Raw genomic sequence first — 24,479 nt, 5'->3', positions numbered from 1 at the left:
CGTCTTCCGAAGTCCATGTCGTCGATCACGTGCGCACGACACGGTCAAGCGTCGACAGGCATCGGGCTATTCCCGTGGGGTGAGGCTCAGTTGGTCCCGTCCGCCTCGAACATCAGGGCGGTCAGCGCCCGGAACACCTCCTCCGGGTCGCGCTCTCCCACCGCGCCGCCCAGGTTGCCGCTCAGCAGCAGCGTGGCGAAGCCGTGGGCCAGGGACCAGGCGGCCATGCCCGCGAGCCCGGCGTCCTCGCCGCGGCGGGCGGTGGGGAGCCCGCTGACTCCGGTCCGCAGTTCGGCCGAGGCCCGGTCCTTCGCCGCCACCAGGTCCGGGTCCTCCGCGCGGAAGAGCTCCGGCCGGAACATCACCTGGAAGTGCGCCGGGTGCCCGGTGGCGAACCGTACGTACCGCACGCCGCGCTCCCGCAGGTCCGGGGCGTCGGCCAGGGCGTCGGCGAAGAGCTCGTAGCCCTCGGTGGCGATGGCGGTGAGCAGGCCCGTGCGGTCCTTGAAGTGGTGGGCGGGCGCGGCGTGCGAGACGCCGGCGCGGCGGGCCAGGTCGCGCAGGCTCAGCGCGCCGGGGCCCTCGGTGCGGATGACGTCGAGCGCGGCGGTGAGGACGGCCCGCCGCAGATCGCCGTGGTGGTAGGTGCGGGTGCTGGTCATGGCAGCAGGTTACGCGGAATCTAGTCATTGACAAGTTGCAGGAGGGAGGGGCAGTCTGTGGGATCTAGTCACCGGCAAGATTCAGAGGAACGCGGAAGGCGGAGAGATGTACGAGGAGTTGGGTCGCGCACGGCAGATGTGGCACCTTCTGGAGCCCCTGCACGCTGTTCTCTACTACGCGCCGGAGGCCTTCGAGGAGGCCGCCGCGCTCGGCTACCGGACCGACGAGCGCTGGCCGAGCTACTTCGCCTGGCGGGCGGCCCCGCTCGGGGACGCGAGCGCCGTCCGGGTCGCCGGGGCCTTCTACAGCTTCAGCCCGGCCATGGTGGACGAACACGTGCCCGCCGCCTGGTCCGTCGCGTCGTCCGCCGCCGTGCTCGCGGCCCGCACCAGGGCCGTCGACCGCGCGTACCGGACCCTGCTGGGCGAGGCGTGCGCCGCCCCGGACACGGCGGAGGCCGTCGAGCTCCTGCGCCGCGTCACGGATGCGGCCGACACGGCGGACCGCCCGCTCGCCAAGGCCAACGCCGCGCTGCCCTGGCCGGACGAACCCCACCTCGCGCTCTGGCGGGCGGCGACCGTCCTGCGCGAGCACCGCGGCGACGGGCACGTCGCCGCGCTCGCCCGCGCGGAGCTCGACCCGGTCGAGTCACTGGTCTCCTTCGCGGCCGTCGGCGCGGCGGCGCCCGAGGTGTTCGCGAGCCGGGGGTGGAGCGAGGAGGAGTGGCGGGCGGCCCGTCAGCGGCTGCTGAAGCGGGGGCTGTTGACGGACGCCGGTACGGCGACCGAGGCGGGCCGGGCGCTGCGCGCCGAGGTGGAGCGGCGTACCGACGAGGCGGCCGCCGCCCCGTGGCGGGAGCTCGCGGACCAGGAGCGGGAGCGGCTCGTGGAGCTGCTCGGGCCGTTGTGGGTGGCGGCGATCGGGTCCGGGATGCTGCCGTCCGAGACGACGCTGGGCATCGGAAAGGTGTGATTCGGGCCGCATCCGGGGTGAACGGCAGTCATGAACACGTCGTGGCGGGGAAAACGTCCATAGAATTCCCGAGTTGGTTCGGCTTTCTCCCCGTCAGGACGGCTTCGAGTGATATCTCCCCGCGCATACCGAGTGATGGTGCCCGCCCTCGGCGTGGCCGCTGTGCTGGCCCTGGCGGGCTGCGACCCCGAGAAGATCACCTCCGGTGCCGAGTCGCCCGGCACCGGCTCGAACGGCGGCGGCGGCCCGGTCACCGGCTTCGGCGCCAGGCCGCTCGACAACGCCGACGGTACGAAGGCCGGCCTGGCACCCCTCACCTCCGACCGGGACCGGGCGGCGGCCCGGAAGGTCATCGAGAAGGTGGCCACCAAGGGGCGCGGCCCGAAGACCGGATACGAACGGGACAAGTTCGGGTACGCCTGGAAGGACTCCGTCGACGGCGTGCCGCTCTCCCACAACGGCTGCGACACCCGCAACGACCTGCTGGCCAGGGACGGCAAGAAGGTCGTGCTCAGGTCGGGTTCGAAGTGCGTGGTCGTCTCGATGACCCTCAAGGACCCGTACACCGGCAAGGCCATCGAGTGGCGCAAGCAGCAGGCGACCAAGGTCCAGATCGACCACGTCATGCCGCTGTCGTACGACTGGCAGATGGGCGCCGCCCACTGGAACGAGGCCAAGCGGCAGCAGATCGCCAACGACCCGCTCAACCTCATCCCGGTGGACGGTCCGGCCAACAACGCCAAGCGCGACTCGGGCCCGGCGTCCTGGCTGCCGCCGTACAAGCCGGTCCGGTGCTCGTACGCGCTCCGGTTCGCCCAGGTCTCGCTGAAGTACGAACTCCCGGTCACGACGGCCGACAAAAAGGTCATGCTGGAGCTGTGCGGCGGCTGACGGTTCCCGTCGGCCGGGCGGGGGCCCGTGCCCGTCAGCGGGCGGCCGGTTCCGAGCGGGTGGGCCGGGCGCTGTGCGCCAGGTGTCCCGCCGCCTCGCCGATCGCCGTCACCGCACGCGCGGTCCGCTTCTCCGACTCCCGGATGGAGCGGCTGAACTCGACGTGCAGGAAGGGCAGTTCGGCCGCGGCGGCGGTCCGGCCCTGGACGTTGGTGCGGCCTTCGAGGGAGCAGCGGCGTACCCAGACCCGGCAGACCTCGAAGCCCTCCTGCCGCAGCGCAGAGGACAGCCCCTCGCCCCAGGAGCGGCCGTGGTCGCCCTTTCCGGTGGAGACGATCACGTCGTAGTCCGGTTCGGTGGAGTCGGCGTAGCCGTGGAGCTGGATGCCGGGCAGCCGGTGGGCGACCAGTTCGGCGCAGACCGCGTGGAAGACGGTGTCCCTGCGGTGGGCCACGTCCGCCGCGTCGCCCTCGCCCGCCCTGCGGTTGGCGCCCGCCAGGACCATGACCCCGCCCGGTGTGCCCCGCCAGGCGCCGACGCCCAGCTTCTCGCTGTCGGCGTCCGCGACCGGGTGCGGGACCTGGACGGACCAGGTCGCGGCCGGGCGGGACAGGTCTATGTACACGCGTCCCCAGCCCCGGGCGGACTCCCGGGCCCGGTCGGCTATCTCCGCGAAGCGCCGGCCGGTGGCCGTGTCCGTGAACGTGGCCACCCCGAAGTCGACCTCGGAGAGTCGCTCGGCCGCGTCCTTGTGACGGCCGTCGAGGTAGAGCCCGACGCCGTCCGCGATGGTGCGGCGGTCCAGGGCGGTCGGCGGGTGGAACGCGCTGCCGCGGATCGTGTCCCGGGTGAACGTGTCGATCCTGGCTGCCAGGTCGACACCGTCCCGGGGCCGGGCACGCTGCGGCCGGTCCCCGTCCGAACCCCCTCCTCCGGAGGAAGTGACGAGCACCACAACAGCGGCTACAACAGCTGTGACCAGCAATGTTGCAGAGATGGTCGAACTTTTGGCCCATTTACTCGTCATATTCAAGTAAAAATACATGGGTGACCCGACGTCCTTATGTTCCCTTCACCTCTCGCGCTGCCGTGGCCGTGCTCCTCGCGCTGGCCGCCACGGGCTGCTCCCTCATGGGCGGTGACGCCGGGTCCGACGGGGGAGGTCAGGACAAGGGCGGCGGGACGACGTTCACGGTCGCCGCGGCCGGCGACATCCTGATCCACCCGCCGCTGATCGAGCAGGCCCGCAAGGACGCGAAGGCCGAGGGGAAGCAGGGGCTCGACTTCTACCGGCTGATGGCCGGGGTGAAGCCCGTCATCTCCCGCGCCGACCTGGCGATCTGCCACTTCGAGCCGGTCGTGGGCAAGCCCGACGGGCCGTTCCGCAGCTTCCCGGACTTCCTGGTGCCGCCGCAGATCACCACCGCGGCGAAGCAGATCGGGTACGACACCTGCTCGACCGCGTCGAACCACACCCTCGACCACGGCAAGGCGGGTGTGAAGCGCACCCTCGACGCCCTCGACAAGGCCGGGCTGAAGCACACCGGCTCCGCGCGCACCCAGGCCGAGGCCGACAAGCCGTTGATCATGGACGTGAAGGGCGTCAAGGTCGCCCAACTCTCCTACGCCTTCGGCTTCAACGGGCGCGAGGTCCCCAAGGCCACGCCCTGGATCGTCAACCAGAACGACTTCGCCCGGATCAAGGACGCCGAGAAGCGGGCCCGCGCGGCCGGCGCGGAGGTCGTCATCCTGAGCATCCACTGGGGGCGCGAGCACCACCCGGAGCCGAGCTCGGGGCAGATCAAGCTGGCGCGCAGGATCGCCCGGGAGACCGGCATCAACCTGGTCATCGGCCACCACGCCCACGTCGTGCAGCCGATGGAGAAGATCAACGGGACCTGGATCGCGTACGGACTCGGCAATCAGGTCGCCCGGCACGAGGTGCCGTCCGGACTGACCGAGGAAGGCATCATCGGCTGGTTCGAGTTCCACAAGAGCGGCAAGTCGTGGGACGTGCGCGCCCGGTACGTACCGACGCTCGTCTCCATTCCGCCCGAGGCGGACCCGGCGAACCCGGCGCCCGCCGACGCGGTGCAGGACCACCGGCTCATCGACGTGGCAGAGGCGCTGCGCGACGACAAGAACCTCACGGCGGAGGAACGGGCCCGCTACCGGCTGGCGTTCGAACGCACGCAGGGCACGATGCTCAACCGGGGCGCCGCGCAGGACGGACTCGAACCCCTGGAGAGCCTGCCCGGCTGACGGGTCCACGGGCTGCCGGGGCTCGCGGGCCGACAGGCCCGTGGCCCGGCTGACCTGCCGTCAGTGATGGCGGTCAGGTGAACTCCGGATGTCCGCTTGGTTCACCCGGACACCCCCGTGGCCTGATTCGAGTGGCCTGCGTCACAACCGCCCCTTTCGCTACAACCGTTCGGAATACGAACGAGTCATGATCTTCCGCGTGGACGTTCGATTATTCGGGTGTGTCCGCCTGCGCCGAAGCCCTGAATCCTCCTGAGAGAAACAGAAGTCCCGGAACTTCCGTATCGAGCCGAGATCGAAACGGAAGTCCCGTTCGCCCCGCAGTGTCGACCGCCCCTGCGGCGCCGCAACACCAGCACCAGAACCGCAAGAAGTTCCAGAAGGGATCCACCATGGCCGCCTCGCCTGTGAAGCGGCGACACAAGGTCCGCCGCCGGGCCGATATGTCGCTGCTGGGTGGTATACGGCCGCCCATCGCGGTCCTCTCGGCCCTGTTGCTCGCGCTGGCCGGCATCACCGCGCTGGGCCTCGGCCGCACGGTGCAGGACCGGGTCCCCGAAGCGGTGCTCACCTCCCAGCAGCAGTTCGCGGAGGACGGCGCCATCGCGCTGCGCGCCTCCATCGACGAGAGCTTCACCGACCTGGGGCGGACCGCCGGACTGTTCAACGCCGCGGACCCGGTCTCGCCCGACGCCGTCCTCGACAAGATCAGCAGCGTCTACCAGAAGTGGACCGGCACCGCGGTCGTCGAGATCTCCTCCGGCAAGCTGCTCGCCGCCCGCGGCGAGAACGTCCCCCTCGCCGCGATCGACACCTCCGAGCTCAGCGGCAAGGACGCGCTCGGCCCCCGCATGGTGCGGCTGGCCAACGGCGAGACCCGGCTGCTCTCCTTCGCGCTGCTCTCCTGGCCCGGCACCCCGCAGCAGCTCCTGGTCGCCTCCAGCAACCTGCGGTTCCCCGGCATCAGCCTCGGCCAGTTCCGCTCCATCGCGGTCATCGACGCGGACGCCGCGATCCTCTCCAGCGACGGCATCCCGCAGCCCGAGCAGCTGCTCACCGACACCCAGCGCGCCGACGCCAAACGCGCGGACAAGCAGCTGAAGAGCTTCGCGAAGACCGCCTCCGTCAAGGTCCGCAAGCACCCCCTCTCCGCCAAGGAACCGGGCTCCGGCGGCTTCCCCGGCGTCAGCGGCAGCCTGCTCGGCAGCGTGCGCGCGGGCGACCGGAACGTCGCCGGCTACGCCTCGCTCGCCGGCCCCCAGCCCGGTGAGCCCACCATCGCCACCGGCCTCGGCCTCAGCGTCGTCTCCATGGTCCCGGTGGCCGAGAACCCCACCGCGGTCGCCGGACCCCTCTTCGGCCTGGTCGCCGCGGGCGCCCTCGTCATCGTCGGCGCACTCGCCGTCGCCCTGCTCCTGGGCACCGTCCAACGGCCGCTGATCCGGCTCTACCTGGAGAGCCGGCGGCTGACCCGGGGCGACCTCACCCGACCCGTCAGCACCCCCTCGTACGGTGAAGCCGCCCGGATCGGGCACTCCCTGGAACGGCTGCGCCGCCAGCTGCTCGGCGAGCCCCGCTCCACGGAGCCGCCCCGGCGCGGCCGGTTCGGCACCCGAGGACTGCTCGTCGTCTGCGGCGTACTCGTACTCGCCTGGTGCGCCCCGATGCTGCTGCTCCTCAACCGGGCCGACGCCACCGCCGTCGTCCCCCAGCAGCTCGTCAACGACCAGCGCGAGCGCACCGACACCCTCACCGACCGGGTGCGCCGGGCCCTCAACGAGGGCCAGGCCGACCTGCTCTCCGTGGCCACCCTGATCGGCGCGGACACCTCGCCCGCCGACATGCGCACCGTCCTGGAACGCACCCGCCTGGAGCACGACCGCTACCAGTCGCTGTACGTCGTCGACGCGACCGGGAAGGTCGTCGCGCACGCCGGGGACACCCCGCACCAGCCGGCCGGCAAGGCCGCAGAGGGCGGCCCGATCCAGGTCCTCAACGACTCCGGCAAGAAGCCGGTCATCGTCGGTGACGCCGGGATACCCGGCCGCGACGGCGCCTTCGTCGTCGGCGAGTTCCGCATCGAGTTCATCAACGGCCTGCTCAAGCGGCCCGGCCTCGGCCAGGTCAGCATCGTCGACGACAAGCAGCGGATCATCGGCGGCAACACCGGCTACCGCGCCTTCCAGGAGCTGCCCGGCGAACGGCTGCGCACGCTCGTCGCCGGCACCAACCAGAAGACCGGCGTGAGCATGCACCCCAGCGGCATCCTGTACCGCGACGGCGGCAAGGTGCAGATCGCCGCGGCCGCGCCCTTCGTCGGCGGCGGGGCCGCCAAGAGCCTCGGCTGGACCGTGGTCAGCCGGCAGCCCGCGAGCTCCCTCGCCATCCCCGAATACCGCAGGCAGAACCTCACGGTGCTCGCCGGGCTGCTGGGGATGGCCGCGGCCATCGCCTGCCTGGGCTGGCTGCACATCGTCGTCGTACGCCCGCTGCGCGCCCTCGCCGACCAGGCGGAGGCACTCGCCGGCGGCGACCGGCGCACCGTCCTCTATCCGCGCCACCACGACGAGGTCGGCGCCGTCACCCGCTCCCTGGAGCTGGTACGCCAGCAGCTCCCGGCGCAGCAGAAGCGCGAGCCCGCGCCGACGGCGCCCACGACCTACGCCGAAAGGACCTGACCGGCCGTGCTGTTCCTCTACACCGTGCTGGTGGTGTGCTGCGCGATCCTGCTCATAGCGGGCATCGTCGAGCAGCGACGCCACTTCATCAACCTGGAGCGCATACCCGCCCGGGTCCTGGTGAACGGCATCCGCGGTAAGTCCTCCATCACCCGGCTCTGCGCCGGCGCACTGCGCGGCGGCGATCTGGTGACCGTCGCCAAGACCACCGGTACGGCGGCCCGGTTCATCCACCCGGACGCCACGGAGGAGCCCGTCTACCGAAAGTTCGGCCTGGCCAACGTCGTCGAGCAGATCGGCATCGTGCGCCGCGCCGCCTCGTACGACCCGCAGGCGCTGGTCATCGAGTGCATGGCGGTGATGCCGGCGCTCCAGGAGATCAACCAGTCCAAGCTGATCCGCTCCACGATCGGCGTGCTCTGCAACGTCCGCGAGGACCATCTGGCCGAGATGGGCCCGACCCTGGACGACGTGGCGCGCTCGCTCTGCCGCTCGATGCCGGAGGGCGGCATCTGCGTCACCGCGGAGGTCGACCGGTTCGCGATCCTCCAGGAGGAGGCCGACGCCCGCGGCTGCGAGCTGATCTACGCCGACCCCGAGACCGTGAGCGACGCGGAGCTGCGCGGCTTCAGCTGGTTCACGTTCAAGGAGAACGTGGCCATCGCGCTGAAGGTCGCGGAACTCCTCGGCGTGGAGCGCGAGACGGCGCTCCAGGGCATGTACGACGCCCCGCCGGACCCGGGCGTCCTCTCCGTCGAGCGGTATGTGACGCCGGACGGCAAGAAGCTGCGGTTCGCCAACGTCTTCGCGGCCAACGACCCCGAGTCCACGCTGATGAACGTCAACCAGCTGCTGGACCTGGGTGCCGTGCACCGCCCGCTGAACGTCGTCATCAACTGCCGCCCCGACCGGGTCGAGCGCAACGGCCAGATGGGCGAGATCATCCCCGATCTCCAGCCCGACAAGGTCTTCGTCATCGGTCACCCGGCCAAGAGCGCCATCGACGCGATCCCCGCCGAGTGGCGCAGCCGCGCGGTGGACCTGGGCGGCGACCGGCGCGACCCCGAGGAGTTCATGCGCGAGCTGCTCGGCCACCTCGGGCCCGACTCCTCGCTGATCGCCATCGGCAACATCCACGGCCAGGGCGAACTGCTGCTGGAGCACCTCAGCGAACTGCCGCCCGACGAGACCCCGGACGAGCAGTCCGGCGAGAGCGGGCACGAGCAGCCCGGCGAGGCCCCGCAGGAGTGGACGCGGGAGACCCCGGACGAGCGGCCCGACCCGCCCGCCCCGCAGCACGTCCGCCACGACGAGACGCTGCCGCTCCAGCAGTACCGGCCGCACCTGGACCCGTTCGCGCCCTACCCGGAGGCGTACGAGACCCGCTACCAGCCGCACCCCACGGTCCAGACTCTGGAACCGGCACCTGCACCGGCAGCGGATCAGACGCATACACAGACGCATACGCAGACACAGGCACCGGAACCGGAACCGTCGGTGGAGCAGACACAGGCAATGGCTGCCGTCGCCGCTCCCGTACCGGCCCGGGCCCGGCCGCGCGGCATGTTCGAGCCCGCCGTGCACCCCGACCCCCAGCACCAGCAGAACCACCGGCACGGGGAGCAGCATCCGGACGGGCAGCAGCCCCCGGCCCCGTACCCGCCGCAGGACCCAGACCAGCAGAGCCGGCAGCACAGCGCAGGAGACCCCCGTTGATCCCCACCGTCCTGACGCCCGAGATCGCCGCCATCGGCATCGCACTCGGCCTGATGTTCTCCCTGGTCTGCTACCTGACGACCAACCTCTCGCCCGGCGGCATGATCACCCCCGGCTGGCTGGCGCTGACCCTCGTCGAGGACCTCCAGCGCGCGGCCATGGTGGTCGGCGTCACCGTCCTCACCTACGTGTCCGTGCTGCTGCTCCAGAAGGTCGTCATCCTCTACGGGAAGCGGCTGTTCTCCGCGGTGGTGCTGACCGGGGTCATCCTCCAGGCGACCGTGATGATCGTGCTCCAGGTGGAGTTCCCCCTGATGTACGCCAACCAGACCCTCGGCTTCATCGTCCCTGGCCTCATCGCCTACCAGCTGGTCCGCCAGCCGAAGGGCGCGACGCTGCTGGCCACCGGTTCGGTCTCGCTGCTCGCCTACGTCGTCCTGACCGCCGGCATCCTGCTCGGCGCCCTCCCGTCTGCCTGAGGTGATCTCATGACCGCTCCCCGTACCAAGCAGTCCAAGCGTCCCCGCCAGGTCCTGCACGGCGTCACGGTGGTCGCGCTGCTCGCCGCCAGCGCGTACTTCACCGTCGAGCTCCGCAAGGACGAACAGGCCAAGGCGCCCGCAGTCCAGGCCATCACGGACAAGCCGGCGGGAGCCACGCTGAAGTCCGGGAAGGAGACCTGGGAACGGCTGAACGCACCCGCCCGCTCGGTCCTGCGTGACGCCGGCGGCAAGGTCCTCGCCACCTTCACCGACCACGCCCGCACCGCCACACTCACCGGCCCCTCCCGTACCTTCTCCGAGCCCACCACCACCAAGTCCCGGGTGGTCACGGAGAGCTGGGTGCGGCTGATGCCGGAGAAGTGGAAGAAGGGCGCCGAGAAGCAGCAGTGGTTCAAGGACTGGTTCAAGACCTACTACGGCAGCGAGGAGGACGACCTGTTCGCCTTCGCCTTCCAGTACGTCGAGGGCGCGCCCCTCAAGAAGGACGACGAGGGCGTCCCCTACGCCGGTGACGCCCAGTTCGGCCCGATCAACCCGGTCGGCAGCGAGGGCAACGACCTGCGCCTGGAGCAGTCGGACTTCTTCGACTACCTGGGCATCCCGTACACCTTCCGCAACGGCGTCACCCGCCAGCCCGACAAGGCCCGCTACCGGTCCATCGACTGCTCGGGCTTCATGCGGACGATCTTCGGCTACCGCGCCCGCTACCCGCTCGCCCCCCTCGACGGCCAGGGCGACGGACTGCCCCGCACCGCCAACGGCATCGCCCGCTCCAAGCTCGGCGCCGACGTCATCCCGCTCAAGGGCATCTCGGCCGCGGACCGGCCCACCTCGATCGACGTGCTGCAACCGGGCGACCTGGTCTTCTTCAAGCTCGACCAGCGCACCGGACAGCGGCTGGACCACATCGGGATGTACATGGGCCACGACTCGGACGGCCACCTGATCTTCGTCTCCAGCCGGGAGGAAGTGAACGGCCCGACCATCGGCGACAAGGGCGGCACCTCACGCCTCGACGGCAACGGCTACTACGCGGCGACCCTGCGCAGCGCGAAGCGGCTCTAGCTCGGACTAGGGTGCGTGCGGAACCACAACGGTTCCGCACAACCCCGGTCCGCCGGCCGGTGCCGCCCTCTACCCTCGGAGCTGCGCGTACGTCCGTGCGCGCGGACCTTCCCCGACCAGGGATCCAGGAGCAGCCATGTACGCGCCGGGTTATCCGCAGAGCGTTCCGCCCAGAGTTCCGGGGCGGGCCTGGATCGTGTCGATGCGGGTGCTGTTCTGCGCGCTCTCGGTGTTCTCCATCGGGATACTGCTCTGGGCCCCGCTGCTCCGGCTGGCGTTCGTGCGCCGCAAGGCCTTCGACTGGTGGATGGCCGCCGGTGCGTTCGCGTTCGTCGTCGCGATCGTGATGGGCATCGGCCGGGACCAGCACGAAGCCCACGGCATCGACTTCGTCCTCATACCCCTGCTCCTCCTGGCGATGCTGATCGCTCCCGTGTACTACCTCGTCGCGGACATCCGCCACTACGGGCAGCGCGGGGCGAAGCAGCACGCCGTGGGCGGGTACGTGCCGCCGACGCCCGGGTACGCGTACGCGACCACCACCCCGGTGACCGGTAAGCCGGGCCCCGCCCCGCAGCCCCCGCACCAGCAGCAGACCTTCCCGCAACAGCCCTTCTCGCAACAGCAGTACGGGCAGCGGCAGAGCCCGCCGCAGACCCCGACCCCGCCCCTCACCCCGACGCCGCCGCACCCCCCGTACCCGCAACAGCCCCACCCGCAGCCCCAGCGCATCGACCAGGTCCGCGCCGAACTCGACGAGCTGAGCGACTACCTCCGCAAGGAGGAGGGCCGGTGAGCGGTCGCGTCATCGGCGGGCGGTACGAGCTGGCGGCCATTCTCGGCCAGGGCGGCATGGGCCAGGTCTGGACGGCCTACGACCAGCGACTGGACCGCCGGGTCGCCGTCAAACTGCTGCGCCCGGACCGGGTCACCGGCCCCATGGGCAGCGAGGCGGCCGCCGAACTGCGCAGCCGCTTCGTCCGCGAGTGCCGGGTCACCGCCCAGGTCGACCACCCCGGCCTGGTCACCGTCCACGACGCGGGCAGCGACGGCGACGAGCTCTTCCTCGTCATGAGTTACGTCGAGGGCGCCGACCTCGCCGACCATCTCGCCGAGCACACTCCGTACCCCTGGCAGTGGTCCGTCGCCGTCGCTGCCCAGCTCTGCGCCGTCCTCAGCGCCGTGCACGCGGTCCCGATCGTCCATCGCGACCTGAAGCCCCGCAACGTGATGGTGCGCCCCGAAGGCACCGTCCTCGTCCTTGACCTCGGGGTCGCCTCCGTCCTGGACACCGACACCACCCGCCTCACCCACACCGGCACCCCCATCGGCTCCCCGGCCTACATGGCCCCCGAGCAGGCGATGGGCGGCGCCGTCGGCCCCTACACCGACCTGTACGCACTCGGCGTCCTGCTCCACGAACTCCTCACCGGCGACGTGCCGTTCGCCGGCTCCACCGCGCTCGGCGTGCTCCACCGCCACCTCTACGAAGCGCCCGTCCCCGTCCGGCGGCTCCGGCCCGACATCCCCGAGGCGCTCGAAGCGCTCGTGCTCCGGCTGCTCGCCAAGGACCCGCAGCACCGCCCGTCCGGCGTCCAGGAGGTCTACGAGAGCCTCGCCCCGCTGCTCCCCGTCCGGGGCGGCGGACCGCCCGGCGGACCGCTCGACCCGACCCGCCCCTTCCTGCGCCCGCACGCCCCGTGGCCCGACCGCGCCACCACTCCGCCCGCCGCCGCCCCCGCACCGGCGCCCGCACGGCCCGATGTGGCCGCCGCGGTCGACGAGGTCAAGAAACTGCTCGGCCAGGGTCGGATCACCCATGCCGTCGACCTGCTCGGCGGCATCCTCCCGGCCGCCGCGGAACAGCACGGCGAGAGCTCCCCGGTCGTGCGCATCCTGCGCAAGCAGTACGCGGCGACCCTGATGGACGACGGCCAGTACCGCCGCGCCCTGCCCGAACTGCGCCGCCTCGCCGACGACCGCGCCGCGGAGGCCGGACCCGCCGACCCGCAGACCCTCCAGTTCCGCCAGGACACCGCGCAGTGCCTGGAGCAACTGGGCGAGCCCGCCGCCGCGCTCGCCGAGTACCGCGCCGTCCTCCCGTACTACGAGAACCGCTACGCGACGGGCGACGACCCGGCCCGCTCCTACGAGATCCGCCACCGCATCGGCCACCTCCTGCTCGCGCTCGGGGACCACGCGGCGGCCATCGGCGGACTCCAGTCGCTGCTCTACGACACCGAGCGCAGATACGGCCCGAACCACCCGCTGCCCGCCGAACTGCGCCGCCAGCTGGACCGCCGCCGCAAGGTCCGGGGCGGCTGAAGACCTCGCCCCGCAGCGGGCCCGGGGCGGCTGAAGACCTCGCCCCGCAGCGGGCCCGGGGCGGCTGAATCCGTTGCACCACGGGCCAGTTCACCCAATGTCCGCCCCCAGGCCACACCCGGCATCCGCTCCCGACACGTTGACCGGCTGATCTGCATGGGTGCTGATCTCGCTGGTGGTGCCCTGCTTCAACGAGCAAGACATACTCGAACGCTTCCATGAACGCGTGACGGATGAGATGACCCGGCTGGGTCATGAGTTCCAGCTCGTGTACGTGGACGACGGGAGCGCGGACCGGACCCTGCCGATCCTGCGGCAGCTGGCCGCCGCCGACCCACGGGCCCGCTACGTCTCCTTCAGCCGCAACTTCGGCAAGGAAGCCGCCATGCTGGCCGGCCTCCGGCACGCCGAGGGCGACGCCGTCGTCATCATGGACGCCGACCTCCAGCACCCGCCGGAACTCGTCGGCCGCATGCTGGAGGAACACGCGCAGGGCCACGACCAGGTCATCGCCCGGCGCACCCGCAAGGGCGACCGCGTCACCCGCACGCTCACCGCACGCGCCTACTACTGGCTCATCAACCGCCTCGTCGACGTCGAACTCGTCGACGGGGTCGGAGACTTCCGGCTGCTCTCCCGGCGGGCCGCCGACGCCGTACTCGAACTCACCGAGTACAACCGCTTCTCCAAGGGCCTCTTCGCCTGGGTCGGCTTCCCCACCACGACGTTCAGCTACGAGAACGCCGTCCGGGAGGAGGGCCGCTCCGCCTGGACCTTCGGGAAACTCCTCAACTACGGACTCGACGGACTGCTCTCGTTCAACAACAAGCCGCTGCGCGCCGCGCTCTACCTCGGCCTGCTGCTGCTCTCCCTCGCCCTCGTCTACTCCGGCTGGATCGTCGGCGTCGCCCTGGTGAAGGGCGTCGACACCCCCGGATACGTCACCCTCCTCGTCGTCGTCACCGCCCTCGCCGGGGTCCAGATGGTGATGGTCGGGGTGGTCGGGGAGTACGTCGGCCGGATCTACTACGAGGTGAAGCGCCGCCCGCACTACCTGGTGCAGGCCACCAACACCGGAACCCGCGGACCGGCACCGCAGCCGGAACCCCTGGAGTTCGTACGCCGATGACGGTCAAGGCACAGCTGGTCCGCTTCGCCCTGGTGGGCGTCGTGAACACCGGCACCTACTACGGCTGCTACCTCGCCCTGCTCACCCGGCTGCCCTACATAGCCGCGCACGTGGGGGCCTTCGCGCTGAGCATGGCCGGGTCGTTCTTCCTCAACTGCTGGTTCACCTACCGGACCCGGCCCACCTGGCGGAAGTTCCTGCTCTTCCCGCTCACCAACGCCGCCAACTTCGTCATCACCACCGGCGGCGTCTACCTGCTCGTCGACCTGGCCGGATTCAGCAGCCGGTACGCCCCGCTGGTCGCGGCGGCGGCCGCCATCCCGATCACCTTCGTCGTCTCGCGCACGATCATGCTGCGCCCCGACGCACCCCGGAAACCCTCCGTACCGGCCCGCTGACCGGTGCGCCGACCGGGCCCCGGGGAGCCCACATCCCCAACTCCTCCCGAATCGTTGGTCGAATCAGCCGAATCAGTGGCCCAGACCGGTTCCCATGCCTAACATCGATCATCGCAAGGCCTTGTGCACCGCCGCACAATCTCCTCGGGAGGCTCCTTTGCACCGCCGCCGTCGCACCGCGCTCACCGTTTCCGCCGTGACCCTCGTCGCAGCGCCGCTCCTCTCCGCCTGCGGCAGCCAGGCCCACCCCGGCGCGGCAGCCGTCGTGGGCGGCGACCGGATCGCGGTGTCCACCGTGCAGGCCCAGGTGGCGGACGTGCGCGACGCCCAGGACACCTCGAAGCAGGCGGCGCAGACCACCGACCAGTCCGGCCAGCTCGTCCGCGCCAAGCTGCACGGGATCATCCTGGACCGGGTCCTGGACCGGGCCTCCGCGGACGCCGGAGTCACCGTCAGCCGCGCCGAGATCCAGCAGATGCGCCAGTCGGCCGTCGCCCAGTACAAGGGGGAGAAGGGGCTGCGGGCCGCGGTGCTCCAGGAACGCTGGATCTCCCCGGGCCAGATCGACTCCTTCCTGCGCGAGCAGGTCCAGCTGACCAAGCTCTCCCAGGCACTCGGCGCGGACCCGTCGACCCCGGCCGGCACGAAGGCCCTCGGCGACGCGCTGACGAAGGCCTCCAAGGCCCTCAAGGTCGACGTCAACCCGCGCTACGGCAGCTGGGACAACAAGCAGATCCAGCTCGCGGACTACAAGGCCCCCTGGATCAACCAGGTGACCAAGCCCGACCGGGCACCGGCGGAGGCCGGGGCGTAGCAGCGGCCGGCCGGCCGGGTAGATTCGCAGCGTGAACGCTGAAGACCCCGGCCGTATCGTCCTGCTCACCGCCAGCCACCGCGTCGCGCCCGGACTGCTGTCCTGGCCCGCCTGGCAGACGCTGCACGCCGCGGACCGGGTGCTCTGCGGGGAGCCCGGCCAGCCGCAGCTGCCGTATCTGCGCGAGGCGGGCATCACCGTAGAAGCGGCCGTCCCCGACGCCGAGGAGCTCGTCGCCTCCTGCGCCGGGGGCCGGACCGCGGTCGTCCTCACCGGCGGCGAGGGCAACCAGCCGCTGACCGACGGGCTGGCGAGGCTGGCCGGTTCGGGGCGGGTGCAGATGCCGGACCTGGAGCTGCTGCCCGGCTCGTACGATCTGCCGGGCGCCCGCCTCCTCGATCTCGTCCAGGTCATGGACCGGATCAGGATCGAGTGCCCCTGGACCTCGCAGAAGACCCACAAGGGCCTCGCCAAGTACGCCATCGAGGAGGCGTACGAGCTCGTCGAGGCCATCGAGGACGGCACCCGCGAGGAACTGCGCGAGGAGCTCGGTGACGTACTGCTCCAGGTCGTCTTCCACGCGCGCATCGCCGAGGAGGACGAGCAGGAGCCCTTCTCGGTGGACGACGTCGCCGCCACGCTCGTCGAGAAACTGATCCACCGCCACCCGCACGTCTTCGGCGACGAGACCGCCGAGACCCCGGAGGACGTCCACGCGCACTGGCTGCGGACCAAGGCGATCGAGAAGCAGCGCGAGTCCGTCACCGACGGGGTACCCCTCGGCCAGCCCGCCCTCGCGCTCGCCGCGAAGCTGGCCGGCCGCGCCCGCACCGCCGCACTCGACGTACCGCTCCCCGAGGGCGACGGCATCGGCTACCGGCTCCTCGCCCTGGCCGTCCGCGCCCAGGAGGACGGCACCGACCCGGAGGCCGCCCTGCGCGCGGCGGGCCGCGCCTACCGGGACGCCATCAGGGCGGCGGAGGGCAACGGATAGCGGCACCGGCCAGCGGATAACGTCGGGGGGTGAACGACAGCCCCGCCGACACCTGCCCCGCCCACCCGGCCGACGCCGTGCCGCCCGCCCCCGAACTCTTCACCTGGGAGTTCGCCACCGACCCGTACCCCGCGTACGCCTGGCTGCGCGAGCACAGCCCCGTGCATCGCACCACCCTGCCCAGCGGGGTCGACGCCTGGCTCGTCACCCGGTACGCGGACGCCAGGCAGGCCCTCGCTGACACACGGCTCTCCAAGAACCCCGCGCACCACGCCGGGCCGGCGCACGCCAAGGGCCGCACGGGCATCCCGGGCGAGCGCAAGGCGGAGCTGATGACGCATCTGCTGAACATCGACCCACCCGACCACACCCGGCTGCGGCGTCTCGTGTCGAAGGCGTTCACGCCCCGGCGCATCGCGGAGTTCGCGCCGCGCGTGCAGGAGTTGACGGACCGCCTCATCGACTCCTTCGTCGAGAGGGGGGAGGCGGACCTCATCCACGAGTTCGCCTTCCCCCTCCCCATCTACGCGATCTGCGACCTGCTGGGCGTCCCGCGCGAGGACCAGGACGACTTCCGGGACTGGGCGGGCATGATGATCCGCCACGGCGGCGGCCCCAGGGGCGGCGTGGCCCGTTCCGTGAAGAAGATGCGCGGATATCTGCTCGAACTCATCCACCGCAAGCGCGAGAACCCCGGGGACGACCTGATCTCGGGGCTGATCCGGGCGAGCGACGACGGCGAGCACCTGACCGAGAACGAGGCCGCCGCGATGGCCTTCATCCTCCTGTTCGCCGGCTTCGAAACGACCGTCAACCTCATCGGCAACGGCGTTCACACCCTGCTGGGCCATCCGGAGCAGCGCGAACGGCTCCAGCGTTCCCTGGCGGCGGGCGAGACGGCGCTGCTGGCCACCGGCGTCGAGGAACTGCTGCGTTTCGACGGCCCGGTGGAGCTGGCGACCTGGCGTTTCGCCACCGAGGCGCTGACGATCGGCGGGCAGCGGATCGCGGAGGGGGATCCCGTGCTCGTGGTGCTCGCCGCCGCCGACCGGGACCCCGAACGATTCGGCGCTCCCGACACGCTGGACCTCTCGCGGCGTGACAATCAGCACCTCGGCTACGGGCACGGCATCCATTACTGCCTGGGAGCACCGCTCGCTCGGCTGGAGGGACAGGCCGCGCTCGCGACGTTGCTGAAACGCCTCCCGGACCTGCGACTTGCGGGGGAAGCTGCCGATTTGCGCTGGCGTGGCGGGCTCATCATGCGCGGACTGCGGACGCTTCCGGTGGAGTTCACCCCCGGGGTCACCACCAAGGGAGGTGACACTCTGTCAACTCTGTGACTTTGGCGTGATCTCCGCTGCATCGACTTGTGACACACGTTCGAGTCCCGCTAGGTTCACCGTTCGACTCACCAGTCACCTTGTCAGTCACACGGAAGGCATTCCCATGGGCTCCGCGAACGGCAGACACCGTCGCCCTCGTCAGGCACCCGCGATCATCGTCGCCGCAGGCGTGACCGGCTCGGCCATCGCCATCCCGCTGCTCGGTGCCGCAGGTGCGCACGCCGCCGACGCCTCGACCTGGGACCGGGTCGCGGAGTGCGAGAGCGGCGGCATGTGGAGTGCCGACCTCGGCAACGGCTTCTACGGCGGCCTGCAGTTCTCGCAGGAGGTCTGGAAGTCCTACGGCGGCGAGACGTACGCCCCGCGTGCGGACCTCGCCAGCCGCTCGCAGCAGATCGCCGTGGCGGAGAAGGTGCTGGGCGATCAGGGGCCGAAGGCGTGGCCCAGTTGCGCCGTCATCTCCGGCCTCACCCCGGACGGCTCCCTGCCTGGTGTCGACCCGGGCGTCGATCCGGCCGCCACCCCGTCCGCGGATCCGTCCGAGAGCGCGGACCCGTCCGCGAGTGCCGATCCGTCAGAGAGCGCCGATCCGGCGGACGGCGCGGCCAAGGACGCGACGAAGGCCCCGTCGGACGACGCCACGGCCGACCCGGCCGGCAAGGACCGCAAGCCGGACTCCTCCGCCTCCCCGGACGCCACACCCCCCGCCTCCGGCTCCACCGGCGCGGGCGACCCCTCCGGCGGCCCGGACGGGTCCTCCCCGGCCGCGGAGGCGGGCGGCAAGCACCGCGGCACGCCGGCCCCGGAGCGGACCGGTGACGGCCGGGACTCGGGGCGGCACGCCTCGCGCGGCGAGGGGGACGGGCGCGCCGCGGGCGCGCCGGCCGCCGACGGCACGTACACCGTCCGGCCCGGCGACAACCTCTGGGCCATCGCCGACGCGCAGGAGCTGCCCGGCGGCTGGACCGGGCTGTACGAGGCCAACAAGGCGGCCGTCGGCTCGGACCCCGACCTCATCCTCCCCGGCCAGCACCTCGATCTCGGCGTGAAGACCGGCTGAGACCGGACGTCGGGGCGATCGTGGAAGCGGCCGTGGAAACGGTCTGATCAACAGCTGAAAACACCTTGAACCTGGGGTACTTAAGAGGCCTATGTCCCACTTTTGACTAAGTGAGACATGGGTCTCTTCGCGTGAACTCGCGCGTCTTGTCCGGGAGGTCCCCCCGCATCCGTTCCGACCTGCGCAAACAGGTGTTAATCCGATGCAATTAAGGGCTGATTATCCGGTATGTCCTTCTTTGAATGTAGGGGTTGGGTGTGTTTACGGTCAGAACCGCTCGCACCGCGGGCCCCGTCGATCGTCACGCCGAATCCTGCCGTCGGTCGAAGGGAACAGACGCGTAAAGCGCCGTAGGCAGGAGCGGGGGACCCAGGTAAGTGCCGGGCCCGATCGTCGCAAGACGGATCAGGACCGGCTTGGGGTTAAGTCGTGCGCTAGGACGTGCGACCGGGCAACTCACTTGGCCCGAACCCGACAGCTCACCTCGCAGGCGTCGGTGAGGAGAAGTCTCGATGCTGCTGAACAGCAAGGGCAACAAGCACCGCCGCCCGTCCAAGGCCGTCCGTATCGCCACGCTCGCCGGTGTGACCGGTGCCGCCATCGCAGTGCCCCTGATGGGTGCCACCGGCGCCTCCGCCGCCTCCGTCTCCACGTGGGACGCGGTCGCCCAGTGCGAGTCCGGCGGCAACTGGTCCATCAACACCGGCAACGGCTACTACGGCGGTCTGCAGTTCTCGCAGTCCAGCTGGGCCGCCGCCGGCGGTACGCAGTACGCGGCCCGCGCCGACCTGGCCAGCAAGGCCCAGCAGATCGCGGTCGCCGAGAAGCTCCTCGACATGCAGGGACCGGGCGCCTGGTCCTGCGCCGGTGCCGGCAACCTGAGCAACGACGGTGTCGACCCGGGCGTCGACACCGGCTCCAGCGCCCCCAAGGCGGAGACCGCTCCGAAGCAGGAGTCCGCTCCGGCGCAGCAGGCCGAGCCGAAGAAGGCCGAGCGCACCGAGGCCCCGGCCACCAACCGCTCGGACCGCTCGACCGCCCCCGAGGCCGGGCAGAAGAAGACCGTGACCACCCCGACCGGCGAGAAGGTCAAGAAGGGCGACGGCGAGTACAAGGTCGTCACCGGCGACTCGCTGAGCAAGATCGCGGCCGACCACAAGGTCAAGGGCGGCTGGCACCAGCTGTTCAAGCTCAACAAGGACATCGTCAAGGACGCCGACATGATCTTCCCGGGTCAGCAGCTCCACCTGGTGAAGTAGTCCCGGCACTCTCCTCGCCGATCTCCCCGGCCCGGTTCGCGTCTTCCCCCCACGCGTGCCGGGCCGGGGTCTGCCGGTCCCCGGTCCGGCGGCTCGGTGGCTCGTGGCGCGGCTCGTGGCGCGGCCCGTGGCGCGGCTCGTGGGATTGCGTGTTGATTGTTCAACTGTTGTTGTTACTGGTCAGTAAATTTCTGGCCTTTCATCCCGCTATGACTGCTCTTGGGTCCTTTTTCGTCCCAGGGGACGGGCGGGCGGCCGACTGAGACGGCCGGGCCGGTTAGGCTCTTGTCGCAAGGCCAAAGCGACCCTGCACAACCAGCGTCATATCCCAGAAGGAGATGCCTCGTGCCGTCCATCGACGTCGTCGTAGCCCGGGAAATCCTCGACTCCCGGGGCAACCCCACGGTCGAGGTCGAGGTTGGCCTCGACGACGGCAGCACGGGCCGTGCTGCCGTTCCGTCCGGAGCCTCCACCGGTGCGTTCGAGGCCATTGAGCTTCGCGACGGTGACCCCAACCGCTACCACGGGAAGGGCGTCGAGAAGGCGGTCCTCGCCGTGATCGAGCAGATCGGCCCGGAGCTCGTCGGCTACGACGCGACCGAGCAGCGGCTGATCGACCAGGCCATGTTCGACCTGGACGCCACGGAGAACAAGGGCTCGCTCGGCGCCAACGCCATCCTCGGCGTCTCGCTCGCCGTCGCCCACGCCGCGTCCGAGGCCTCGGACCTGCCGCTGTTCCGCTACCTCGGTGGCCCGAACGCGCACCTGCTGCCCGTCCCGATGATGAACATCCTCAACGGTGGGTCGCACGCCGACTCCAACGTGGACATCCAGGAGTTCATGATCGCCCCGATCGGCGCGGAGTCCTTCTCCGAGGCCCTGCGCTGGGGCGCCGAGGTCTACCACACGCTGAAGAAGGTCCTGAAGACCAAGGGCCTGTCCACCGGTCTCGGTGACGAGGGCGGCTTCGCGCCGAACCTGGAGTCCAACCGCGCCGCGCTCGACCTCATCGTCGAGGCCATCAAGGAAGCCGGCTACGCCCCCGGCAAGGACATCGCGCTCGCGCTCGACGTCGCCGCCTCGGAGTTCTACAAGGACGGCAAGTACGAGTTCGAGGGCAAGTCCCGCTCGGCCGCCGAGATGACCGAGTACTACGAGGAGCTCGTCGACGCGTACCCGCTGGTCTCCATCGAGGACCCGCTGTACGAGGACGACTGGGCCGGCTGGAAGGTCATCACGGACAAGATCGGCGCCAAGGTGCAGATCGTCGGCGACGACCTCTTCGTCACCAACCCGGAGCGCCTGGCCCGCGGCATCGAGGAGGGCTCGGCCAACGCCCTGCTCGTCAAGGTCAACCAGATCGGTTCGCTGACCGAGACCCTGGACGCCGTCGAGCTGGCCCAGCGCAACGGCTTCAAGTGCATGATGTCCCACCGCTCCGGCGAGACCGAGGACGTCACCATCGCCGACCTCGCGGTCGCCGTGAACTGCGGCCAGATCAAGACCGGCGCCCCGGCCCGCTCGGACCGCGTCGCCAAGTACAACCAGCTGCTGCGCATCGAGGAGATCCTCGACGACGCCGCGGTGTACGCGGGCCGCTCGGCGTTCCCGCGGTTCAAGGGCTGACAAGCCCGACCGGGTCCAGCGACCCGGCCTCCGTCCGTCCCCGCACTCGGTCCCGTACCGTGTGCGGGGACGGACGTGCGTAATGGGGAGGCGGAGACATGGCCGCGAAGGACCGGGACCGGTTCTCCACCGCGACCCGGCTGAGGCTGCTCGGTGAGCAGACCGCAGCCCGCGTCTACCGGTCCCAGAGCAAGCGCCAGGCCCGCCGCTCCCGCCTCACCGGCCGGGCGGCCTTCCTCGCCCTGGTCGTCTGCTCCCTGGTCGTCGCCCTCGCGTATCCGATGCGGCAGTACGTGTCGCAGCGTGACGAGATCGCGGACCAGGAGCGGCTCGCGCAGGAGGCCGAGGCACGCACCGAGGAGCTGCGCGACGAGAAGGCGCGCCTCCAGGACGACGCGTACATCAAGCGGCTGGCCCGCGAGCACCTGCACTACCTTCTTCCGGGAGAGACCAGCTACACCGTGGTCGATCCCGACGCGGTCAAGGAGCGCAACGGAGTACCGGACGAGTCCGGCCGGCCGTGGCACTCCAACCTGTGGGACGGCGTCGACAGCGCCGACCGGGGCTGACCCGCGGTCCGTCATTTCGCATTGCACCGTCCGGCTGCGGCACCGCGGTCCGGGCGGCCCGATCAGAACCTAGGCAGGCATGGAAACGCCCCCTCCCCAGACCGAGTCCACCGCGCCCACCGACGCGGACATCGCCGCGTTCCAGCAGCAGCTGGGGCGCCCGCCGCGCGGGCTGCGTGCCATCGCGCACCGCTGTCCGTGCGGCAACCCGGACGTGGTCGAGACGCAGCCCCGGCTGGAGGACGGTACGCCGTTCCCGACGACGTACTACCTGACGTGCCCGCGTGCGGCGTCCGCGATCGGCACGCTGGAGGCGAACGGGGTCATGCGGGAGATGACCGAGCGCCTCGGTACGGACCCCGAGCTGGCGGCCGCGTACCGGGCCGCGCACGAGGACTACATCGCGCGGCGCGACGCGATCGAGGTGCTGGAGGGCTTCCCGAGCGCGGGCGGCATGCCGGACCGGGTGAAGTGCCTGCACGTGCTCGTGGGGCACTCGCTGGCGGCGGGGCCCGGGGTGAACCCGCTGGGGGACGAGGCGATCGCGATGCTGCCGGAGTGGTGGCGCAAGGGTCCGTGCGTTTCGCCGTGCGGTGTGCCTGACGGGGACGAGGGCTGAGGTTCCCCTCTCGGGGGCTGAGGTTCCCCCCTCGGGGGCTCCGCCCCCGGACCCCCGCTCCTCAATCGCCGGAGGGGCTGGGAGGCATGACGCGTCGGAGGGGCTGGAGACGTGACGCGTCGGAGGGGCTGGAGACGTGACGCGTTGCAGGGGCTGGAGACGTGAGGCGGCGGGGCTTGATGAAGAGAGGCTTGAAGGTATGACGCGTGTGGCCGCCATTGACTGCGGTACCAACTCGATCCGGCTGCTGGTGGCGGATGCCGACCCCGCCACCGGGGAGTTCACCGAGCTCGACCGGCGGATGGAGATCGTCCGGCTCGGCCAGGGCGTCGACCGGACCGGGCGGCTCGCACCCGAGGCGCTGGAGCGGACGTTCGCCGCGTGCCGGCGGTACGCGGCGGTGATCAAGGAGCACGGTGCGGAGAAGGTCCGCTTCGTCGCGACCTCCGCCTCCCGGGACGCGGAGAACCGGGACGACTTCGTCCGGGGGGTGCTGGACATCCTGGGCGTCGAGCCCGAGGTGATCAGCGGTGACCAGGAGGCGGAGTTCTCCTTCGCCGGGGCCACCAAGGAGCTCGCCGGGCGCGACGACCTCGCGAAGCCGTACCTCGTGGTGGACATCGGCGGTGGCTCGACCGAGTTCGTCGTCGGCGACGACCGGGTGCGGGCCGCCCGGTCCGTGGACATCGGCTGTGTCCGGATGACCGAGCGCCATCTCTCGCGGGACGGCGCGGTCATCGACCCGCCCACGCGGGACGCGGCCGACGCGATCCGCGCGGACGTCGCCGCCGCCCTGGACCTGGCCGGGCGCAGCGTCCCGCTCACCGGGGCGGGCACGCTGGTCGGTCTCGCCGGCACGGTCACCACGGTGGCCGCGATCGCGCTGGGCCTGGAGGAGTACGACTCCGCGGCGATCCACCACTCCCGGGTCTCCCTGGAGCGGGTCCGGGAGATCACCGGGCGGCTGCTGTCCTCGACCCACGCGGAGCGTGCCGCGATCGGCTCGATGCATCCGGGACGGGTCGATGTGATCGCCTCAGGGGCGCTGATCCTGCTGGCCGTCATGGAGCGGACCGGGGCCCGTGAGGTGGTCGTCAGCGAGCACGACATCCTCGACGGGATCGGCTGGTCCATCGCGTAGCGCGGTCCTCCGGGGCGGCGCCGCTCAGCGCCCTCCTGAGGCCTGCCGGCGAGGCCCCGGTGGCCGGGTGCGGGTGGGCGCGGAAACGTCGCTCATACGCATTCCTGCCTGCACCTTTGAGACGCTCAGGGCCACCCGGGGGAGTCCTTGTGGGACACGCCGCGACGAAGTTCGTGAACTTCTTCACAAGGAATTGGGTCCCTGGGGGCGGACTTCTGCTCCGGACGGGCCCCCGGGAGCGTGTGCGGGGTCACTCGCGGCGTGAACGGGGTGGTTCCGGGGGTGTTGCATGCGTGTGAACAGAGAGGGTGGTTCTTCTCGCCCTGCGGCTCAAGGGCCAGCTCACAAGCGGTGAACAACGTTCGCCACGGTGTCGTGGTTCCCTTCCGGGGCCATGACCTGGGTCACGTGGGCGGCGAAGTGTAGCAGAGGGTGGGCCATACCTTGTG

General features: G+C 71.0%; 22 protein-coding genes and 1 riboswitch. Of the genes, 20 read left to right on the top strand and 2 right to left on the bottom strand.

Annotation, left to right across the window (positions count from 1 at the left end):
- Positions 1 to 86: 86 nt before the first annotated feature.
- Entirely contained in the window at positions 87 to 662 is a 576-nt protein-coding gene (locus tag OG892_RS15385) for a TetR/AcrR family transcriptional regulator (RefSeq protein WP_328866795.1), read from the bottom strand.
- A 106-nt stretch (positions 663 to 768) separates the two neighbouring features.
- On the opposite strand from OG892_RS15385, the gene OG892_RS15380 reads away from it, so the two are divergent.
- Positions 769 to 1,635, top strand: a complete 867-nt coding sequence (locus OG892_RS15380) for a hypothetical protein (RefSeq protein WP_371629439.1) — start codon at positions 769 to 771, stop codon at positions 1,633 to 1,635.
- A gap of 135 nt (positions 1,636 to 1,770) precedes the next feature.
- Positions 1,771 to 2,526, top strand: a complete 756-nt coding sequence (locus OG892_RS15375) for an HNH endonuclease family protein (RefSeq protein WP_199884524.1) — start codon at positions 1,771 to 1,773, stop codon at positions 2,524 to 2,526.
- 34 nt (positions 2,527 to 2,560) lie between these two features.
- Here OG892_RS15375 and OG892_RS15370 read toward each other — a convergent pair whose 3' ends face one another.
- Positions 2,561 to 3,478: a hypothetical protein gene (locus OG892_RS15370; protein WP_073738572.1), complete on the bottom strand. Its 918-nt coding sequence runs from the start codon at positions 3,476 to 3,478 to the stop codon at positions 2,561 to 2,563.
- 179 nt (positions 3,479 to 3,657) lie between these two features.
- Between OG892_RS15370 and OG892_RS15365 the strand changes: the two genes are divergently transcribed.
- The 18 genes from OG892_RS15365 (at position 3,658) to OG892_RS15280 (ending at position 24,030) form a co-directional block, all read left to right on the top strand.
- Entirely contained in the window at positions 3,658 to 4,788 is a 1,131-nt protein-coding gene (locus tag OG892_RS15365) for a CapA family protein (protein ID WP_371631638.1), read from the top strand.
- A 392-nt stretch (positions 4,789 to 5,180) separates the two neighbouring features.
- Positions 5,181 to 7,466, top strand: coding sequence for a HAMP domain-containing protein (locus OG892_RS15360; RefSeq protein ID WP_371629438.1), 2,286 nt, complete (start codon positions 5,181 to 5,183; stop codon positions 7,464 to 7,466).
- A gap of 6 nt (positions 7,467 to 7,472) precedes the next feature.
- On the top strand, positions 7,473 to 9,182 hold the full coding sequence (gene pgsB / locus OG892_RS15355) for a poly-gamma-glutamate synthase PgsB (RefSeq protein ID WP_371629437.1): 1,710 nt from the start codon (positions 7,473 to 7,475) through the stop codon (positions 9,180 to 9,182).
- Complete coding sequence (locus tag OG892_RS15350) at positions 9,179 to 9,661, top strand: poly-gamma-glutamate biosynthesis protein PgsC/CapC (RefSeq protein ID WP_073738471.1); 483 nt, start codon at positions 9,179 to 9,181, stop codon at positions 9,659 to 9,661. Before pgsB ends, OG892_RS15350 begins: the two co-directional genes overlap by 4 nt.
- Before the next feature lie 9 nt (positions 9,662 to 9,670).
- Positions 9,671 to 10,750 (top strand): NlpC/P60 family protein, encoded by a 1,080-nt coding sequence (locus OG892_RS15345; protein ID WP_073738472.1) that lies wholly within the window; start codon positions 9,671 to 9,673, stop codon positions 10,748 to 10,750.
- A 136-nt stretch (positions 10,751 to 10,886) separates the two neighbouring features.
- Positions 10,887 to 11,546 carry a hypothetical protein gene (locus OG892_RS15340; protein ID WP_073738473.1) on the top strand — a complete coding sequence of 220 codons (660 nt, stop codon included), beginning with the start codon at positions 10,887 to 10,889 and terminating at the stop codon, positions 11,544 to 11,546.
- Entirely contained in the window at positions 11,543 to 13,075 is a 1,533-nt protein-coding gene (locus OG892_RS15335; RefSeq protein WP_371629436.1) for a protein kinase, read from the top strand. Before OG892_RS15340 ends, OG892_RS15335 begins: the two co-directional genes overlap by 4 nt.
- A 160-nt stretch (positions 13,076 to 13,235) precedes the next feature.
- Positions 13,236 to 14,204, top strand: coding sequence for a glycosyltransferase family 2 protein (locus OG892_RS15330; protein ID WP_073738475.1), 969 nt, complete (start codon positions 13,236 to 13,238; stop codon positions 14,202 to 14,204).
- Positions 14,201 to 14,602, top strand: a complete 402-nt coding sequence (locus OG892_RS15325; RefSeq protein WP_073738476.1) for a GtrA family protein — start codon at positions 14,201 to 14,203, stop codon at positions 14,600 to 14,602. Before OG892_RS15330 ends, OG892_RS15325 begins: the two co-directional genes overlap by 4 nt.
- Positions 14,603 to 14,759: 157 nt before the next feature.
- Positions 14,760 to 15,416, top strand: coding sequence for a SurA N-terminal domain-containing protein (locus tag OG892_RS15320; RefSeq protein ID WP_073738477.1), 657 nt, complete (start codon positions 14,760 to 14,762; stop codon positions 15,414 to 15,416).
- Positions 15,417 to 15,447: 31 nt separating this feature from the next.
- Entirely contained in the window at positions 15,448 to 16,410 is a 963-nt protein-coding gene (locus tag OG892_RS15315; protein ID WP_073738478.1) for a nucleoside triphosphate pyrophosphohydrolase, read from the top strand.
- Between the two features lie 29 nt (positions 16,411 to 16,439).
- Positions 16,440 to 17,753 (top strand): cytochrome P450, encoded by a 1,314-nt coding sequence (locus tag OG892_RS15310; RefSeq protein ID WP_073738479.1) that lies wholly within the window; start codon positions 16,440 to 16,442, stop codon positions 17,751 to 17,753.
- 106 nt (positions 17,754 to 17,859) lie between these two features.
- On the top strand, positions 17,860 to 18,816 hold the full coding sequence (locus tag OG892_RS15305) for a transglycosylase family protein (RefSeq protein WP_371629435.1): 957 nt from the start codon (positions 17,860 to 17,862) through the stop codon (positions 18,814 to 18,816).
- A gap of 336 nt (positions 18,817 to 19,152) precedes the next feature.
- Positions 19,153 to 19,324: riboswitch (cyclic di-AMP (ydaO/yuaA leader) on the top strand.
- Positions 19,325 to 19,328: 4 nt separating this feature from the next.
- Positions 19,329 to 20,075, top strand: a complete 747-nt coding sequence (locus OG892_RS15300; RefSeq protein ID WP_073738481.1) for a transglycosylase family protein — start codon at positions 19,329 to 19,331, stop codon at positions 20,073 to 20,075.
- A 345-nt stretch (positions 20,076 to 20,420) separates the two neighbouring features.
- Positions 20,421 to 21,701 carry a phosphopyruvate hydratase gene (gene eno / locus OG892_RS15295; protein WP_328866802.1) on the top strand — a complete coding sequence of 427 codons (1,281 nt, stop codon included), beginning with the start codon at positions 20,421 to 20,423 and terminating at the stop codon, positions 21,699 to 21,701.
- 98 nt (positions 21,702 to 21,799) lie between these two features.
- Positions 21,800 to 22,270, top strand: coding sequence for a septum formation initiator family protein (locus OG892_RS15290; RefSeq protein ID WP_073738483.1), 471 nt, complete (start codon positions 21,800 to 21,802; stop codon positions 22,268 to 22,270).
- 79 nt (positions 22,271 to 22,349) lie between these two features.
- Entirely contained in the window at positions 22,350 to 22,889 is a 540-nt protein-coding gene (locus OG892_RS15285) for a DUF501 domain-containing protein (RefSeq protein ID WP_073738484.1), read from the top strand.
- Positions 22,890 to 23,088: 199 nt separating this feature from the next.
- Positions 23,089 to 24,030, top strand: a complete 942-nt coding sequence (locus OG892_RS15280) for an exopolyphosphatase (protein ID WP_371629434.1) — start codon at positions 23,089 to 23,091, stop codon at positions 24,028 to 24,030.
- Positions 24,031 to 24,479: the final 449 nt, after the last annotated feature.

Source organism: Streptomyces sp. NBC_00341, assembly GCF_041435055.1.
GTDB lineage: Bacteria > Actinomycetota > Actinomycetes > Streptomycetales > Streptomycetaceae > Streptomyces.
The sequence above is the reverse complement of the archived record's forward strand: the minus strand, read 5'-3'. Positions and strand labels throughout refer to the sequence as shown.

What these genes read in the sequence shown, in the direction of transcription:
- OG892_RS15385 (WP_328866795.1), bottom strand. Translation starts at nt 662, where the DNA reads ATGACCAGCACCCGCACCTACCACCACGGCGATCTGCGGCGGGCCGTC.
- OG892_RS15380 (WP_371629439.1), top strand. Translation starts at nt 769, where the DNA reads ATGTACGAGGAGTTGGGTCGCGCACGGCAGATGTGGCACCTTCTGGAG.
- OG892_RS15375 (WP_199884524.1), top strand. Translation starts at nt 1,771, where the DNA reads ATGGTGCCCGCCCTCGGCGTGGCCGCTGTGCTGGCCCTGGCGGGCTGC.
- OG892_RS15365 (WP_371631638.1), top strand. Translation starts at nt 3,658, where the DNA reads ATGGGCGGTGACGCCGGGTCCGACGGGGGAGGTCAGGACAAGGGCGGC.
- OG892_RS15360 (WP_371629438.1), top strand. Translation starts at nt 5,181, where the DNA reads ATGGCCGCCTCGCCTGTGAAGCGGCGACACAAGGTCCGCCGCCGGGCC.
- OG892_RS15345 (WP_073738472.1), top strand. Translation starts at nt 9,671, where the DNA reads ATGACCGCTCCCCGTACCAAGCAGTCCAAGCGTCCCCGCCAGGTCCTG.
- OG892_RS15340 (WP_073738473.1), top strand. Translation starts at nt 10,887, where the DNA reads ATGTACGCGCCGGGTTATCCGCAGAGCGTTCCGCCCAGAGTTCCGGGG.
- OG892_RS15325 (WP_073738476.1), top strand. Translation starts at nt 14,201, where the DNA reads ATGACGGTCAAGGCACAGCTGGTCCGCTTCGCCCTGGTGGGCGTCGTG.
- OG892_RS15305 (WP_371629435.1), top strand. Translation starts at nt 17,860, where the DNA reads ATGGGCTCCGCGAACGGCAGACACCGTCGCCCTCGTCAGGCACCCGCG.
- OG892_RS15300 (WP_073738481.1), top strand. Translation starts at nt 19,329, where the DNA reads ATGCTGCTGAACAGCAAGGGCAACAAGCACCGCCGCCCGTCCAAGGCC.
- OG892_RS15290 (WP_073738483.1), top strand. Translation starts at nt 21,800, where the DNA reads ATGGCCGCGAAGGACCGGGACCGGTTCTCCACCGCGACCCGGCTGAGG.
- OG892_RS15285 (WP_073738484.1), top strand. Translation starts at nt 22,350, where the DNA reads ATGGAAACGCCCCCTCCCCAGACCGAGTCCACCGCGCCCACCGACGCG.
- OG892_RS15280 (WP_371629434.1), top strand. Translation starts at nt 23,089, where the DNA reads ATGACGCGTGTGGCCGCCATTGACTGCGGTACCAACTCGATCCGGCTG.